Raw genomic sequence first — 15,320 nt, forward strand, 5'->3', positions numbered from 1 at the left:
TTTTTCATGTCCCCATTTACCCCTTATTGGAAAGGTCTGCTCGCTCTTACTATAGGAGCGAGTGGCGCCTTCATTTTTATTTATCTTGGCATGTCCTTGCCTTGGGTGTTAGGTAGCATGAGCGCATGCGCGATCGTGTCATTGTGTGGTTATCAACTCAAGGTTCCGTCTTTATGGCGGTCGGGCGCTTTGGCTACTATCGGGACAATCTTAGGGGGCAGCTTTGATGTAGATACCGTGCATGCTTTACCTAGCTGGAGCATAAGCATTGGCTTTATGTTGCTGATGACGGTGTGTTATTTGCTGGTCAGCTATCAGATCTTATCCCGTTGGTCGAATATGAGCCGTTTAACCGCTATGTTCTCAGCGGTGCCGGGTGGCTTAGCTATTGTTAGCGCTATTTCTGAAATGTATAACGCCGATACGCGACGTATTGCTCTCAGTCATTCCGCACGCTTAGTGGCGTTATTAATTTTAGTACCTATTATTCTTAAATTTATTGGGCAACACGCGATTCCCAAAAGCACCTTGCCTAGTTTCAGCATTGCGATAGATAGCGAGTCCTTAGTGGGCTATGGGGTTCTAAGCCTGTGTGCTGTGGCTGGGTTAGTTCTAGCGCACCTATGTCGCTTCCCCACCGGCGTGTTGCTGTTTCCTATTATTTTATCTGCCACAGCTCACGCCTCGGGTCTTATTACTACTCAAGTGCCCTTAGTGATTGCCTCTATAGCGCAGACTATTTTAGGCACCTCGATAGGAATTCGCTTCGTGGGTTATCGATGGCGTGATATTTTTTATGACGGGTGGCTTTCTATCGTCATAGGGGTATTGCTTGCTCTGTTAGCCATGAGCGCCGCGCTACTTTTGAGCTATGTGTTTGGCTTGGATTTCGCGCCGTTATTATTGGTTTTTTTACCAGGTGGGGCGCCCGAGGTCGGTGTGATGGCATTAGCATTAGATATTGATCCGGCGATGGTGGCTAGTCACCATATGCTGCGTTTATTGGCTTTAGTAGGCGGCATCAGCTGGGTACTGAGCCGCTACCTTCCTGCTAAGCCTTAGGCAAGACTTAACCAAATCAATACGACCACCCCCAACCCAATGCGATACCACGCAAAGGGGCGATAAGTGTGTTTAGAGACAAAATACAAAACAGCTTTAACTAGAACTAATGCACTAAAAAAAGCCGCAATAAACCCCACCACAATCGCCCATGTTTGCTCTGTGCTTAACGCGGCCCCATTACGATATAAATCGTAAACGGTAGCGGCTAACATGGTTGGCATAGCCAAAAAGAATGAAAACTCGGTTGCTGCCTTGCGGTCAATGCCCGAAAGCATGCCTCCGATAATTGTGGCACCGGAACGTGATGTGCCGGGCACCATGGCTAAACACTGTGCAAACCCCACCACTAAGGCCTGGCGCCATGTGATTTGCTCAATTTGATGTGAGGTGGCTCGTGCCGTAGTGGCCGTTACCGCACTGTGATCGAGCTGCTTAGCGTATGCAGGCTTACGCTCTACCCATAACATAATCAGACCGCCCCCGATCAGCGTAAACACAAAGACCATCGGGCTATGAAAGAGCATCTTGATGTATTTAATCGTTAAAGCCCCTATGATCGCTGCAGGTAGAAAGGCAATCACCAGATTACGCATAAACACACGCTCGGTGGGGTCGCCGTTTAACACCCCCTTTATTAACTGCATAATGCGTGCTCTAAAGAGCCAAATGACAGCCATAATTGAGCCAAACTGAATAACGACCTCAAAGACCTTGTTGGCATCGGAGGGAAATGAAATCCATTCGACTAATAACAGCAAATGTGCCGTGCTAGAGACGGGAATAAACTCAGTAAACCCCTCTATTACGCCAAGAAATAAGGCTTTTAGTAAGTACCAATAATAGTCCATGATTAGGCATGCTCTGTACTGAGTTCGGGATGAGGGTCTTCGGTTTCTTTACGTATAGCGACTTGTGCAATACGACGCCCGTCTAATTCTTTTACTGTAAAAGTAAACACATCGTGCCCCCACTTTAAACTGCAGTGGTCTGCTGGCTGAGGCAAGGTACCAAACCGTTCTAATAAGTACCCTGCTAAGGTCGAGTACTCCTCGTCCTCATCGACGAGCCCATCTACGCCTAATACTTGCTCTAGGTGATGAAGATCGGCGGCCCCGTCAACTAACCATTGGTTTTCACTAGCGGCCACAATATCTGGTAGTTCGTCTTCATCGGGAAACTCACCCGCAATGGCCTCAAAAATATCAATGGGTGTCACTACCCCTTCGATGGCTCCAAATTCATCGGTGACTAATGCTAATTGCCCACGTGTTTCTTTGAATAAATCCATGAGCTGCAAAATACCAATGGACTCGTGCACAATCAACGACTCACGGAGTTTTTTAACATCCACCTGACCTGTGGTGATCAGACCAGCCATCATTTCTTTGGCCTGCCCCAAACCGATCACCTCGTCTAAACTGCCACGACATACCGGCAAGTAGCTATGAGGTTCTGACTCGAGCTCGGCAAGAATTGCCTCGGGCGTATCCGTTAAATCAATCCACGCCACACTGTTACGGGGCGTCATAATTGAGCGCACATTACGCTCGGACAAAGTTAAGACTCCGCTCACCATATTGCGCTCTTCATCACCAAATACCAACGAGGGGTCTTGGGGCATGGATTCGTCGATCTCGGTACCATTGTCGTTGGCTGTCATCGGGCGTTTGCCAAGCATACGTAACACGGTTTCCGCTGTACGTTCACGCATAGGGCGTCTGTCTTCAGCCTTGCGCTGATTACGACGAGCAATTTGGTTGAAGACCTCGATCAGTACCGAAAAACTAATAGCAGCATACAAATACCCTTTAGGTACATGGAAGCCATACCCCTCGGCTAGGAGAGAGAACCCAATCATGAGCAAAAAGCCCAGACATAAAATCACCACTGTTGGGTGCTGATTGACGAATTGAGTTAATGGTTTAGACGCCACAATCATAATGCCGATGGCAATGATCACGGCAATCATCATCACTGATAGGTGCTCGACCATGCCTACGGCAGTAATGACGGCGTCGATAGAGAACACCGCATCTAAGATTACTATCTGAGTAATAATTATCCAAAAGCTGGCATACATGCGAGAGCCTGACGCATGCTGCGTCCGGGGATCTAAGCGCTCGTGGAGCTCTAACGTGCCCTTAAAGAGTAAAAATAGACCGCCAACGATTAAAATAACGTCACGACCGGAAAAATCATGGCCAAACAAGTTAAACCACGGCGCTGTTAAAGTAATTAACCACGACATGATTGTTAACAGACCCAGACGCATTAATAACGCCAAGCTCAAACCAACGATACGGGCTTTATCACGCTTCTGTGGTGGTAGCTTGTCCACCAAAATGGCAATAAAAATGAGGTTGTCTATGCCTAGAACAATCTCAAGAATAACTAACGTTAATAACCCGGCCCAAGCCGTCGGGTCTGACATCCACTCCATTTAAGGGGCTCCATGTGGCAATTAGAAAAAAAACCACTGCCCAAGCAGTGGCTTAAATGCATTATTAGTCTTGTAAATGCATGATCATTTGCGGGAATATTTTGGGGGTAGCTGCCATAATCTGGCCTGTTTTATACCAACTTTGCTCGCCCTCGAGGTCGCCAACCAATGCACCGGCTTCTTGAGCAATCAGGGCTCCGGCTGCCATATCCCAGGGTTTTAAGTTTACAGCACAAAACCCATCTAATCGGCCGCAAGCTACATAAGCCAAATCAAGTACAGTTGAACCCGTACGACGCACTGCGGCACATTCCGTTAATAATGCAGTAAACGGTGAGGTGGAGGTCAAGGCACCCCCTGAACCTGGCACATGGGCACCGATCAGCGCATCGTGGTAACGACGTTGGTCAGATACACGAATGCGACGATCATCAAGAAAAGCGCCACTGCCTCGGCTCGCAGCAAAAATCTCGTTATTGCTGGGGTCAAAGATCACAGCATGCATGGCCTGCCCACGATGCAAAGCTGCGATAGAAACAGCGTAATGAGGAAACCCATGGATAAAGTTAGTGGTGCCATCTAATGGGTCGATCACCCATTGATACTCTACTCCGCCTTTACCGACCTTATCTGCCTCGGGCAAACGTTCGCCAAGCTCTTCACCTAAAAATGCATGATCTGGGTAGGCTTCGGATAAAACTTCTATAATGGCTTCTTCTACTGCCTGATCCACTTCGGTAACATAGTCATTTGGCCCTTTGCGTGCAATCTGAACACGTTCCAGATCACGACTAGCACGGGTAATAATGTCGCCTGCTCGGCGAGCCGCTTTAATAGCGGTAAATAGCATCGGGTGCATAGATTTCCGTAATTCTTAAAAATAAGCCCTAAAATAAACAACTTTATTGCAAGGCTAACAACAGTTTTAGTATTTTAAATGACTCCGACCCACAATGAGCCTTTATTCAACCAAATTCGTTTTATTATGGTTGAACCTAGCCACCCCGGCAACGTTGGTGCTGCCGCCAGAGCCATCAAAACGATGGGATTTAACCAACTTTGTCTAGTTAATCCTAAATTGCCCACCATCATAACGCATGAGCAAGCCATTGCCATGGCAAGCGGGGCCACCGATGTGTTAGAAAATACACGTATTTTCGACAGTTTAGAGCAAGCATTGGCTCCGGTTAGTCTGGCTTTCGCTCTAACCTCACGCCCACGCTATATTGGACCACCAGCAAAAACCATACGTGAGAGCGCCCATTTAAGCGCAGAACACGTACAAACACACACATCGGCACAGATTGCCATTGTATTAGGTACTGAGCGTACTGGCCTAGAAAATAGCGATATTAATCAGTGCCAATATGTTTGCTATATCCCAGCCAACCCTGAATACAGTTCGTTAAATGTAGCGCAGGCACTACAGCTTGCAGCATGGGAGCTACGGTACGCACTACTGGAAATTCAAGATCAACAGCTAGAACTACGCACCCCAGGTAAACAAGTAGACGCTGACCTACCTGCGACCCAAGACCATATTCATGCTTTTCTTGAGCATTGGGAGCAAGCCCTAATAGAAGTAGACTTTTTAGACCCACAGCACCCAAAAAAGCTTCAATTACGCATGCAGCAACTTTTTACACGAAGCCAGTTAACTCAAGCGGAAGTCGCTATGCTTAGAGGGGTATGCACCGCAATGATTAAAACTGCACGTAAAATAGCCTAGACGACGCTTTTTATTAAGTAGGTGTTTTCTTTTTGCCCTTAAAGCAACCTCACATCACGCATTATGTTTAAACAATTACGCGAAGATATTGCCTGTATTTACGAACGAGATCCGGCTGCACGGAGTCGGTGGGAAATCTTAACCTGTTATCCTGGCCTACATGCCATTTTATTTCATCGCTTATCTCATCGGCTGTGGAATAAAGGCTTTTTGTGGCTGGCTCGTTTTTTATCCCATCTCACTCGTCTGTTCACGGGTATTGAAATCCACCCGGGGGCGCAAATTGGTAAACGCGTTTTTTTTGATCACGGGCTTGGTATTGTGATTGGTGAGACAGCGGTGATCGGTGATGACTGCACGATTTATCAAGGGGTCACATTAGGCGGCACCAGTCTTTATAAAGGGACTAAACGCCACCCCACTCTAGAAAATGGGGTCGTGGTAGGTGCTGGAGCACAAATTTTAGGTGGGTTTACTGTAGGGGCACACGCCAAAATTGGTTCTAACGCAGTCGTGGTTAAACCCGTACCCGCTCAAGCCACTGCCGTAGGTAACCCGGCACGTATTATTACCGCTGAGGATCGTGCTCAAAAAAAAGCGGACGAAACCGCCCCCGAAAAAACCTCAACCCCTTCACCCTGTCAATCTGAATGGACAGGCAAGCCTCTGAAAGAACTCCTAGAGCGCAGTACGCGCAATGCGTCCGGTACTGACCCATTTTCTGCCTCAGATGCGTTTAGTGCCTATGCCGTCGACAGCACCAATAACGATCCTCTAGTTCAAGTCTTACACGAGCTCATCAATCACTCTGCTCAACAAGAGCAACGGATCAGCCAGTTGTGTCATGCCCTTGAAGACTTAGGTAAAAAGATTGAAAATGGCCAGCAACCGCTGGATGTAGAACGTCTAAATAAAATGATGGAGTGAGTCAAATGACAACCGCGAACACCGATAATAGTGCCGGCCCCAGAACCCTTAGACGGGGGTTGCATATATTGCAAACACTCCAAGCACACGATGAAAACGGTCTGAGTGTCACCGAGCTTTCTCGATTAACCGGTTTGCAGCGCCCAACTATTTATCGTCTTTTGGCTGCCTTAACTGAATGTGATTTTGTCCAGACAGTGGGTAAAACTCGGCGCTACGCCGCCACCAAACAGGTGCTTGCTCCTACCGAAACCGAACATCATTTAGTTGAAATTGCCAAACCCTTTATGCGAGAGTTGGCTTTTAAAGTCGGCGATGCCGTATTTTTGATAATTCGGGAAAATAACAACTCGTTAACTTTATGGCGTGAAATCGGGCCTTATCCTGTGCAGATCTTGGGCACCTACGTTAATAAGCGACAGCCACTAGGCGTAGGATCAGCTGGCATGGCTTTACTGGCTCAGCTGGACGACGACACCATCAGCCAAATCATTGAAAGTAATAGCAACGCATTGGATCATTACGGTGGTATGACACAACGCGAAATGCGCCAGCTCATTGATAACACACGTACACGTGGGTATTCTGTGGTGGGCAATTATGCAGTTCGCGGTGCCTTAGGCGTAGGTTGTGCATTGTGCAGTAGCCAAGGTTACCCGTTGTTTGCCCTAAGTGTTACTGCCATTACAGAACGCATGCCCGCCCGCCGCCAAAAGGAAATTGCTCGGTTGATTCATCAAACACTAGAGCAAATAGCAGAAAAAATTTGACATCCTCCCTGCCCTAAAGGACGAATTTTTCCGTGTTATCCGATAAAACGGTACGCTGTGTTTATAAGCCCCAGTCAAGCTCAATGGTGCGCCACCCAGTATCAGGGTGGCGGCATGAAAAATTAGTTTAAGCGGCTTTGTCTTCCGGCAACATAGCGCGTACTGGTACAGGGTGACTTAAGCCAGCCTGCTGGAGTCGTTGCAACGCCACTCGGTTTAACTCAAACCGCAAATCCCAGAAATCCGCACTGCTTGCCCAAGCTCGTACATTAACTACCACTGTACTTTCTTTGTAATCGCTAACAAAGACTAACGGTGCTGGGTCTTTAAGTACCGCAGGGTGCTCTTCGAGAAGTTGAGTCAGAACTTGAATGGCTTTATCTAAATCGTCGCCATAGCGCACACCTAATGGAATATCCATACGGCGTGTGTCATTGCGGCTGTAATTGATGATTGGGTTGCCCCAAATTAAATTATTGGGCAAGCAAAACTTCACGCCATCTGCTTGTTGGAACTGGCTCATGAATAAACCTACCTCCAACACTGTGCCATCGCCCTTACCCACAATAGAGACGAACTCGCCTGTGCGAATAGGACGCAATATTAACAGCATAATGCCTGAGGCAATATTTTGCAGGGTACTTTGTAAGGCCAAACCTATGGCTAAGCCAGCGGCCCCAAGCACAGCAATAATACTGGCCGTTTGCACACCAAAACGTGCCAACACCGCAATTAATACAAAAATGCGGATAGTCCACACCACCACGGCTTGCGCCATGGGCACCACAGTGAAATCAATATGGGGAGAGCGTTGGGCTATTTTTCGAATCCAATTACCTAAAAAATTTGAAAGCCACCATCCAATAATTAAAATCAAAATAGCTAACAATAGATTTAACGCAATGGACTCGAGCCACGGCAGACTTGCCACAAAAGCAGTTTGAGTCTCCATACTTTCTCTCCTAATTAAAATGAACCCCCACATGATAACGATTTTAAAAAGAGTTCGCAGCCTTCATCTTTTTTGTTAATCTTGATTGATCACAGGGCCATCCCTTTTTCTGTCTTTTCACCAAAGGATGCGTTTATGTCTACGTTGTACCCTTTATCTGTATTGGATCTGGCTCCTATTACTCAAGGCAGCACAGCTGCGGAGTCATTTCAAAACAGTGTGAGCTTGGCCCAACAAGCCGATCAAGCGCATTTCACACGCTATTGGCTAGCTGAACATCATGGCATGGTAGGTATTGCCAGTGCAGCCACGTCAGTATTAATTGCTCATCTAGCTAACCACACTCAGCGCATTCGCGTGGGTGCAGGGGGCATTATGCTGCCCAACCATTCCCCTTTAGTGATTGCAGAGCAGTTTGGCACGCTCGAGGCTCTTTTTCCTAAAAGAATTGATTTAGGTTTAGGTCGCGCCCCGGGCTCCGATCAACGTACAGCCCAAGCGCTACGCCGGAATCTCAGCTCGGATCCCAACGAATTCCCGCGTGATGTGCTCGAGTTGCTTGACTACTTGTCTGATCAACCAGAGCAGCCGATCCCAGCGGTACCTGGCCGAGGCAGCAACGTGCCCGTTTGGATTCTCGGCTCAAGTCTATTTGGTGCACAGTTGGCGGCTATGCTTGGCCTGCCCTATGCGTTTGCGTCGCACTTTGCGCCAGCACAAATGATGGACGCCATTGCGGTGTATCGTACCCACTTTAAGCCGTCTAGCTATTTACAAAAACCCTATGTGATGCTGGGTTTTAATGTGTTTGCCGCAGAAACCGACAATAAAGCTCAGTATTTGGCTTCGTCGTGGCAACAATCCTTCGTCAGTTTACGTCAAGACAGGCCCATTCAGCTGCCTCCGCCAGTGGTGAACTACATAGAACGCAGCGGGCCACTCGGCCAAGCCGTGATGGATCATGCCCTTAACTGTGCAGCAATTGGCTCGCTAGATACCATTATCGAGCAAACCCAAGCCTTTATAGATAAAACAGGGGCAGATGAACTCATGATTACCAGCAATATGTATGATCACGCGGCGCGACTCGAATCCTATGCCCTGATTGCTCAGGCCCACCCCCATCTTAAGCCTGCTACCCCTACGGTTTAGCGGTGTGGTATGCCTTGGGGTCACTTTCCAAGGCGTGCATAAACCGGACGAGATCGACCACATGGTTCAGCTCTAATTTGCGCATAGCACTTGCCCGACGTACTTTGACTGTCACCTCACTTAAACCTAACTCAGCAGCAATTTGCTTGCTTAACAGTCCTGCCACCACTTGATGCACCACATGCTGCTCGGCACTGGTTAGACTTTGCCAGCGTTCTACTAAGCGCGCATGGGCTTGCTCGTGCTTTAAGCGTTGTGCATCGTACTCGAGCGCTTGATAAATGGCTTCTAATACGTCGTGGTCTCTGAAGGGCTTAGTGAAAAAGTCTAGTGCCCCTTGTTTCATGGCTTGTACGCCCATCTCTATATCGCCATGCCCTGTCATAAAAATGACAGGGAGCCTCACACCGAGGTCTTGCATTTGCCGATGAAAATCCATGCCGCTTTGACCTGGCATGCGTACATCTAATAATAAGCAGCTCGGTACAGTCGGCCGAGGATAAGCGAGAAAATCGTGGGTAGATTCGAAGCCCTGTACGGCTAGCCCCACAGAGGCCAATAAGTCCTCTATAGCTAGCCGCACTGATTCATCATCATCTACGACATAAACCCATTGGATTGGCGTTTTTATCATGGCTTACCTTAACGGATCAGCAGGTTTGTAAGGCACAGTAAAACACACACACGCCCCGCCTTTAGGCTGCTCACAAACCCAAATCATGCCCCCATTACTTTCTATAATAGACCGACTCATGCTTAGGCCGACCCCGACCCCTTGGTCTTTAGTGGTCCAAAAAGCCTCAAAGATGGCGTCAGGCTGCTCTATACCCTTTCCTGTATCATGAATAGCGACTTGAACCCCAGTCGTCTGGGTTCGAGTACGTAACAGCAATTTTTTGGCGGGCTTGCCCTCCATGGCATCTAACGCATTTACCACCAAGTTAGCAATGACTTGCTGAATTTGTACACGATCGGCCCATACCAGGGCAGGATGTGCTGTGAAATCATAGTGTACCTCGACGCCTTGGCGTTTTAATTCGGCGGCAGATAAAGCAATGATCTCCTCTAGCGCATCATGCATATCAAAACACTGCTTGCGAGCGGGCTCCGATTTAATCAAGCTCTGCACCCGTTTAATAATGTGGCTAGCACGCTCAGCACTATCGAGCATACGCTGCAGAGCCTGCTGTGCTTTGTCCACATGAGGCGGCTGCTGGGCTAACCACCGTTGGCAAGCATGGCCACTGGTCATTAATGCGGCTAAGGGCTGGTTCACCTCGTGCGCAATCGATGAGGTTAAAGCACCTAAACTTTGCACCCGAGCTAGGCGCAAAAGTTGGTCTTGTGCTTGAAGCGCAGCTTGACGCGCTTTTTCTATTTGAATGATGAGATAGCTGGTTATGGCGATGGTTGCCAAACTGATACTTAGGTTAATCAACCCCCCATGCAGGTCACCGTGAGGGGTCAGAGCAAAGCTTAAACTCGTCAATAAAATACACACTGCAGCTAAACTCAGTATCTGACGTTGGCTAGCACCATGTGAAGTGATAATAATGATTAAGATATAAAATACCGCAATAGCCACTTCGTAATCGGTGCGCGTATCGGCAATGAATAAACTCATTAACACCACTCCTAAAATGCCATAACGCACTACAGGAGACAAGGTTTGCCAACTCCTCATACGATTTCCTTTCAACCTATTTATTTCTTCATTACACAGGAATAACTAAAAATGCATCTGCAATACTAAAATAGATCAAAACGCCAGTCGCATCACAAATAGAGGTGATTAAAGGCGCACTTGCCGCTGCTGGGTCTAAGTTCAAGCGGTTGAAGAGAAAAGGCAACAACAGCCCAATAACGCTCCCAACTAAAACAATTAAAACCATAGTCGCCGCCACCACAGCAGCAATTTCTGGCCCACCTCGCCACCAACCAATTGACGCCACTGCGGCAGCCATGGTTAAACCTAACAGTAAGGCCACCGTGCATTCTTTGCCTAGCATTTGCAGCCAATCGCGCCGCTTAACTTCTCCGGTTGCAAGGGCTCGTACCACCAACGTGGCACTTTGCGAGCCAGCATTGCCTCCGCTATCTACTAATAGCGGTAGGAAAAATACGAGTGCCACCATACTGGCAATTAAGTCCTCAAAATGAGCAATCCCAGCCCCTGAAAACACATTCCCAAAGACCAATAATACTAACCAACCTACACGCATTTTATATAGACGTGAAATGGTTGAGTCTTTGATTGAGCCCATTAACTTACCCACACCCCCTAGCTTGAGCTGATCTTCCGTGGATTCCTCTTCTGTCACATCTAAGGCCTCGTCGTATGTCACAATGCCGACCATACGCTCGTGTCGGTCCAAAACAGGAACAGCGAGTAAGTCATAAGCGGAAATTAGGCGTACCGCTTCAGTTGCCTCATCAAAGATAGAGCAGCTAACTACCTGAGTCGTCATTAAGGCTTCAATTTTCGTCTCTGGTTGTGCCAGAATCAGATCTCGTAGTGATACTGTGCCTCGTAAACCACCGCGTTCATCCAATATATAGGCAAAGTAAATCGTGTCTTTCACAGGTGCATCTAAACGAATCTGATCTAAAGCGTCTTTGACACTAATATCTGCTTTTAACACCATAAACGACGCACTCATCACAGCGTCTACCCGTTGCGTGGGGTACGTTGCTACGGGTGTGGTCTGAGTATGGCGGCGAGCGCATCGGTGAAGTAATGATTGAGTTGTCATCGTATTATCTCCTTGTAATGAATGCGGGCATCACGCTGAGCTGGCAAACTGGATAAACCCAGGCCAAAGGAAGAGTTAGAGAGGCAATAGTGACGCCGAGCTAGTACCACGATCGATGCGTAAAGTATCGATGGTTGTATGCGTTCAGAGGATAAATAGAGACATCGTGGTACGAAGTAGAAATCGCAAACCACAAAAGATGGGAAAATAAAAAAACCATACTGCTCTCTACAGCGTTAGGGCGCCGACTGAGCTTATGGTGTAGAACCAAGAATCGTGGGCGCTAGAAACGCTTGCATCCGCTGTGTGCCAGCGTCTTAATTTGAATAAATGTGGCGGTAAACCGCCTCGAATCTGGGTCCATAATCAACCTTATATCAGTGGATTCATTAACTAAACCTGCGCACACTATTTAATGTTGTGCTTTACGGTTTAGACCATAATTATGGCATTGCACAGGCCTTATGCCTAGTATCTGTTAGCGTGCTATTTCTATACGCGAGTATATCGCTGTCTTGCATGACCACCCTAGTGGTGGATCGGTTTCTGGCTTAGCCGATGCAATGAGTCCGCATTTTAGCCATGGTTACCTAGTAGAAGAAACCGATCATTGGCTACAATAGCACCTTGAATTCAACTGTACTGAGCCCGTATCGGCTCATAAGCAACGAGATCTATGACCCATACTGATTACTCTCACCACACCCCCATGATGCGCCAGTATTTACAGCTTAAAGCGCAAGCCAAGTCGTACTTACTGTTTTACCGAATGGGGGATTTTTACGAGTTATTTTATGAAGATGCAGAAAAAGGGGCTCGCTTGCTTAATCTCACTCTCACTAAGCGAGGCAGCTCGAATGGTGAACCGATTCCTATGGCAGGGGTGCCTTTTCATTCACTCGAAGGCTACCTAGCCCGGTTAGTGGCCTTGGGGGAATCCATTGCCATTTGTGAACAAATTGGTGACCCGGCCACTAGTAAAGGCCCTGTTGAGCGCCAAATTGTACGTATTGTGACCCCAGGCACATTAACGGATGACGCCTTGTTGCCAGCCAAGTCAGATCGTATTATTGCTGCGATACTGCCTGATACACCCAGTGCGCCGCAGGCCATGGGGATTGCATGGATGAACCTGGCTAGCGGCCAGTTTCAAGTGTATGAATGTGAAAGCCGGCTGCTCGACACCCAGCTCAGCCGTTTGCAGCCGGCTGAGCTATTACATGCAGAGCAACACAGACTGGTTTACCCCGATGCACAAAGCCAAGTCGCTTTGCCCGATTGGCATTTCGCCGCTGATAATGCCCTGCAAGTGTTACTTGAGCATTTTCAAGTCGATAGCATGGCGGGTTTTGGTTTAGACGAGCTACCTTTAGCGACCTATGCAGCAGGGGCCCTATTACGATATGTGAAACATACCCAAGCTCAACAGTTAGCGCATATTCAAACCATACATATTGAACAGCTAGGCGAGTTTGTAGTGCTTGATGGTGTGACACGCAAGAACCTTGAACTGACTGAAACCATTAGCGGTGAAGCCAAGCCTAGCTTGTTTAGCACCATTGACCATTGTGCTACGCCTATGGGGGCACGCTTGTTGCGTCGCTGGTTGCACCAACCGTTGCGCCACAATCCAACTATTTTACAACGTCAACGCATCGTCACTCAGTTCGTACAAAAAGAACAGGACAATGCGCTTCACTCTCCATTGCGCGCATTACAAAAAAGCTTGCAGCGCTTTCCTGACCTAGAGCGTATTGCCACGCGTATTGCACTGGGCACCGTACGTCCTCGCGAATTAGCCAGTTTACGCGATGCCCTCCAACTGCTCCCCAATGTGCAAAACACATTAGTGGCAACGAACCAAAACAGTCATGCTTTAGATAACTGGCTCCAGACTATCCAAGGCTTATCGCCTGATCTCTTACACTTACTTCAGCAAGCGGTAGCCAACGAGCCCGCACTATTAATTCGCGACGGCGGTGTCATTGCAGATGGATTTGATGCCGAGCTAGATGAATTGCGGTCGTTAGCTAACGATAGCGGTGACTTCTTACTCAAGCTCGAAGCCCGTGAACGTGAGCGCACTGGGATCAGCACCTTAAAAGTGGAATACAATCGCGTCCATGGTTTTTTTATTGAGGTAAGTCGCGCCCAAGCGGATAACGTGCCTACTGAATACCGCCGTCGCCAAACACTGAAAAACGCAGAGCGTTTTATTACACCCGAACTCAAAGAATGGGAAGACAAAGTTCTATCAGCCAAAGAGCGTAGTCTAAACCGTGAGAAAATTCTTTTTGACACACTATTAGCCGATTTAGCCTTATACGCGGCCTCTTTATCTGCAGTGGCTGCCGCCTTGGCTGAAATTGATACCCTAGCTAGCTTTGCTCGTCATGCATTAGACAATAATTGGGTGGCTCCGGTATTAAGTGAACAGGCTGAGATTCACATTCAATCCGGACGGCATCCCGTTGTTGAGCACACTATCGAGCAATTTACCGCTAATAGCTGTGAACTTGATTTGTCGCAGCGGCTGTTAATGATTACCGGTCCCAATATGGGCGGTAAGTCAACCTATATGCGTCAAACAGCCCTGATCGCTTTGTTAGCGCGTACGGGAAGTTATGTACCTGCTGAAGCCGCTACGGTTGGGCCATTAGACAGGATATTTACACGTATTGGCGCAGCAGACGACTTAGCTGGCGGTCGCTCTACTTTTATGATGGAAATGACAGAAGCTGCCGCTATCTTAGCAGGAGCCACGGCAAACAGTTTGGTGTTAATGGATGAAATCGGACGCGGCACGTCGACCTATGACGGGTTGTCTTTGGCGTGGGCCATTGCCCTGCGCTTGCTACAACATAACCGTTGTTTGACCCTATTTGCTACCCATTATTTTGAGTTAACTCGTTTAGCAGACGAGCAAACCGGAGCAGCCAATGTGCACTTAGCCGCTGCAGAAACCAAAGAAGGGATTGCGTTTTTGCATGAGGTGCGCCCAGGCCCTGCTAGTCGTAGCTATGGCATCCAAGTGGCGCAGCGTGCAGGGATTCCTGCTTCGGTCATTCAAAATGCCACCGCAGAACTCGCACGGTTGGAACAACTGCATGCCCCAGCGCCCCAGTTAAATTTATTTAACACTGGCTCGACTACAGCTCCCACTTTAAGCCCAGCACAAGCATTAGCGCTTGACCTACAACAGCAACTGGACCAAGTGAAACTGGATGAACTAAGCCCACGTGCAGCCTTAGATTTACTTTATCAATGGCAAACGCTCTACCTAAAGCCAGAAAGCTAAACTAACAAAGCAGCCAAAGCTAAAGGCAAGACAAAAATGGCGGTGGCACTGAGCCCAATGTGCCACCAAGTGGGTTCAAAACGATACGTTTTTTGTGGTGCCAATGGAGAAACAGTGAAGCGATCTGATGACATGGTAAACTCCAACATCACTAAATGAGAATCATTATTATTAACAATAAAAGTGAGTTTGTCTATAAAAAAAGCCCTGCATACTGCAGGGCTTTTTATTCGT

14 protein-coding genes are annotated in these 15,320 nt (G+C 47.9%); 6 read left to right on the forward strand and 8 right to left on the reverse strand.

Annotated elements, in window-relative coordinates:
* The first annotated feature begins 6 nt into the window (after positions 1 to 6).
* Positions 7 to 1,062, forward strand: a complete 1,056-nt coding sequence (locus GGR41_RS04205) for an AbrB family transcriptional regulator (protein ID WP_167660812.1) — start codon at positions 7 to 9, stop codon at positions 1,060 to 1,062.
* On the opposite strand, the gene GGR41_RS04210 is transcribed toward GGR41_RS04205, so the two are convergent.
* The 3 genes from GGR41_RS04210 to GGR41_RS04220 form a co-directional block, all read right to left on the reverse strand.
* A complete protein-coding gene (locus tag GGR41_RS04210; protein WP_167660813.1) occupies positions 1,059 to 1,913 on the reverse strand; it encodes an undecaprenyl-diphosphate phosphatase in 855 nt (284 codons plus the stop codon). The two genes, GGR41_RS04205 and GGR41_RS04210, sit on opposite strands and share 4 nt — an antisense overlap.
* Before the next feature lie 2 nt (positions 1,914 to 1,915).
* Positions 1,916 to 3,505 carry a TerC family protein gene (locus GGR41_RS04215; RefSeq protein WP_167660814.1) on the reverse strand — a complete coding sequence of 530 codons (1,590 nt, stop codon included), beginning with the start codon at positions 3,503 to 3,505 and terminating at the stop codon, positions 1,916 to 1,918.
* Between the two features lie 64 nt (positions 3,506 to 3,569).
* Positions 3,570 to 4,364 carry an inositol monophosphatase family protein gene (locus GGR41_RS04220; RefSeq protein WP_167660815.1) on the reverse strand — a complete coding sequence of 265 codons (795 nt, stop codon included), beginning with the start codon at positions 4,362 to 4,364 and terminating at the stop codon, positions 3,570 to 3,572.
* A 78-nt stretch (positions 4,365 to 4,442) separates the two neighbouring features.
* Between GGR41_RS04220 and GGR41_RS04225 the strand changes: the two genes are divergently transcribed.
* From GGR41_RS04225 to GGR41_RS04235, 3 genes are all read left to right on the forward strand, one after another.
* Complete coding sequence (locus GGR41_RS04225; protein ID WP_167660816.1) at positions 4,443 to 5,234, forward strand: RNA methyltransferase; 792 nt, start codon at positions 4,443 to 4,445, stop codon at positions 5,232 to 5,234.
* 63 nt (positions 5,235 to 5,297) lie between these two features.
* Positions 5,298 to 6,161 carry a serine O-acetyltransferase gene (cysE, locus tag GGR41_RS04230; protein WP_167660817.1) on the forward strand — a complete coding sequence of 288 codons (864 nt, stop codon included), beginning with the start codon at positions 5,298 to 5,300 and terminating at the stop codon, positions 6,159 to 6,161.
* A gap of 5 nt (positions 6,162 to 6,166) precedes the next feature.
* A complete protein-coding gene (locus GGR41_RS04235; protein ID WP_077734732.1) occupies positions 6,167 to 6,931 on the forward strand; it encodes an IclR family transcriptional regulator in 765 nt (254 codons plus the stop codon).
* Positions 6,932 to 7,058: 127 nt separating this feature from the next.
* On the opposite strand, the gene GGR41_RS04240 is transcribed toward GGR41_RS04235, so the two are convergent.
* On the reverse strand, positions 7,059 to 7,883 hold the full coding sequence (locus GGR41_RS04240) for a mechanosensitive ion channel family protein (RefSeq protein WP_077734731.1): 825 nt from the start codon (positions 7,881 to 7,883) through the stop codon (positions 7,059 to 7,061).
* 135 nt (positions 7,884 to 8,018) lie between these two features.
* Here GGR41_RS04240 and GGR41_RS04245 point away from each other — a divergent pair, with 135 nt between their 5' ends.
* The gene (locus tag GGR41_RS04245) at positions 8,019 to 9,035 is read left to right on the forward strand and encodes an LLM class flavin-dependent oxidoreductase (RefSeq protein ID WP_209279748.1); all 1,017 of its coding nucleotides are present in this window, start codon (positions 8,019 to 8,021) and stop codon (positions 9,033 to 9,035) included.
* On the opposite strand, the gene GGR41_RS04250 is transcribed toward GGR41_RS04245, so the two are convergent.
* Genes GGR41_RS04250 through mgtE form a run of 3 tightly spaced genes read right to left on the reverse strand, consistent with a single transcriptional unit; the run spans position 9,025 to position 11,788 of the window.
* On the reverse strand, positions 9,025 to 9,669 hold the full coding sequence (locus GGR41_RS04250; RefSeq protein ID WP_167660818.1) for a response regulator transcription factor: 645 nt from the start codon (positions 9,667 to 9,669) through the stop codon (positions 9,025 to 9,027). The two genes, GGR41_RS04245 and GGR41_RS04250, sit on opposite strands and share 11 nt — an antisense overlap.
* A gap of 3 nt (positions 9,670 to 9,672) precedes the next feature.
* Positions 9,673 to 10,719: a sensor histidine kinase gene (locus tag GGR41_RS04255; RefSeq protein ID WP_167660819.1), complete on the reverse strand. Its 1,047-nt coding sequence runs from the start codon at positions 10,717 to 10,719 to the stop codon at positions 9,673 to 9,675.
* A gap of 31 nt (positions 10,720 to 10,750) precedes the next feature.
* Positions 10,751 to 11,788 carry a magnesium transporter gene (gene mgtE, locus GGR41_RS04260; RefSeq protein WP_167660820.1) on the reverse strand — a complete coding sequence of 346 codons (1,038 nt, stop codon included), beginning with the start codon at positions 11,786 to 11,788 and terminating at the stop codon, positions 10,751 to 10,753.
* 676 nt (positions 11,789 to 12,464) lie between these two features.
* On the opposite strand from mgtE, the gene mutS reads away from it, so the two are divergent.
* Entirely contained in the window at positions 12,465 to 15,086 is a 2,622-nt protein-coding gene (gene mutS, locus GGR41_RS04265) for a DNA mismatch repair protein MutS (RefSeq protein WP_167660821.1), read from the forward strand.
* On the opposite strand, the gene GGR41_RS04270 is transcribed toward mutS, so the two are convergent.
* Positions 15,083 to 15,220 (reverse strand): hypothetical protein, encoded by a 138-nt coding sequence (locus GGR41_RS04270; protein ID WP_167660822.1) that lies wholly within the window; start codon positions 15,218 to 15,220, stop codon positions 15,083 to 15,085. The genes mutS and GGR41_RS04270 overlap by 4 nt on opposite strands.
* Positions 15,221 to 15,320 lie beyond the last annotated feature (100 nt).

Source organism: Paenalcaligenes hominis (genome assembly GCF_011927625.1).
Classification (GTDB): Bacteria; Pseudomonadota; Gammaproteobacteria; order Burkholderiales; family Burkholderiaceae_B; genus Paenalcaligenes; species Paenalcaligenes hominis.

Bases quoted from the DNA above. Each gene is read 5' to 3' on its own strand.
- GGR41_RS04205 (WP_167660812.1), top strand. From the start codon at position 7: ATGTCCCCATTTACCCCTTATTGGAAAGGTCTGCTCGCTCTTACTATA.
- GGR41_RS04210 (WP_167660813.1), bottom strand. From the start codon at position 1,913: ATGGACTATTATTGGTACTTACTAAAAGCCTTATTTCTTGGCGTAATA.
- GGR41_RS04215 (WP_167660814.1), bottom strand. From the start codon at position 3,505: ATGGAGTGGATGTCAGACCCGACGGCTTGGGCCGGGTTATTAACGTTA.
- GGR41_RS04220 (WP_167660815.1), bottom strand. From the start codon at position 4,364: ATGCACCCGATGCTATTTACCGCTATTAAAGCGGCTCGCCGAGCAGGC.
- GGR41_RS04225 (WP_167660816.1), top strand. From the start codon at position 4,443: ATGACTCCGACCCACAATGAGCCTTTATTCAACCAAATTCGTTTTATT.
- cysE (WP_167660817.1), top strand. From the start codon at position 5,298: ATGTTTAAACAATTACGCGAAGATATTGCCTGTATTTACGAACGAGAT.
- GGR41_RS04235 (WP_077734732.1), top strand. From the start codon at position 6,167: ATGACAACCGCGAACACCGATAATAGTGCCGGCCCCAGAACCCTTAGA.
- GGR41_RS04240 (WP_077734731.1), bottom strand. From the start codon at position 7,883: ATGGAGACTCAAACTGCTTTTGTGGCAAGTCTGCCGTGGCTCGAGTCC.
- GGR41_RS04245 (WP_209279748.1), top strand. From the start codon at position 8,019: ATGTCTACGTTGTACCCTTTATCTGTATTGGATCTGGCTCCTATTACT.
- GGR41_RS04250 (WP_167660818.1), bottom strand. From the start codon at position 9,669: ATGATAAAAACGCCAATCCAATGGGTTTATGTCGTAGATGATGATGAA.
- GGR41_RS04255 (WP_167660819.1), bottom strand. From the start codon at position 10,719: ATGAGGAGTTGGCAAACCTTGTCTCCTGTAGTGCGTTATGGCATTTTA.
- mgtE (WP_167660820.1), bottom strand. From the start codon at position 11,788: ATGACAACTCAATCATTACTTCACCGATGCGCTCGCCGCCATACTCAG.
- mutS (WP_167660821.1), top strand. From the start codon at position 12,465: ATGACCCATACTGATTACTCTCACCACACCCCCATGATGCGCCAGTAT.
- GGR41_RS04270 (WP_167660822.1), bottom strand. From the start codon at position 15,220: ATGTCATCAGATCGCTTCACTGTTTCTCCATTGGCACCACAAAAAACG.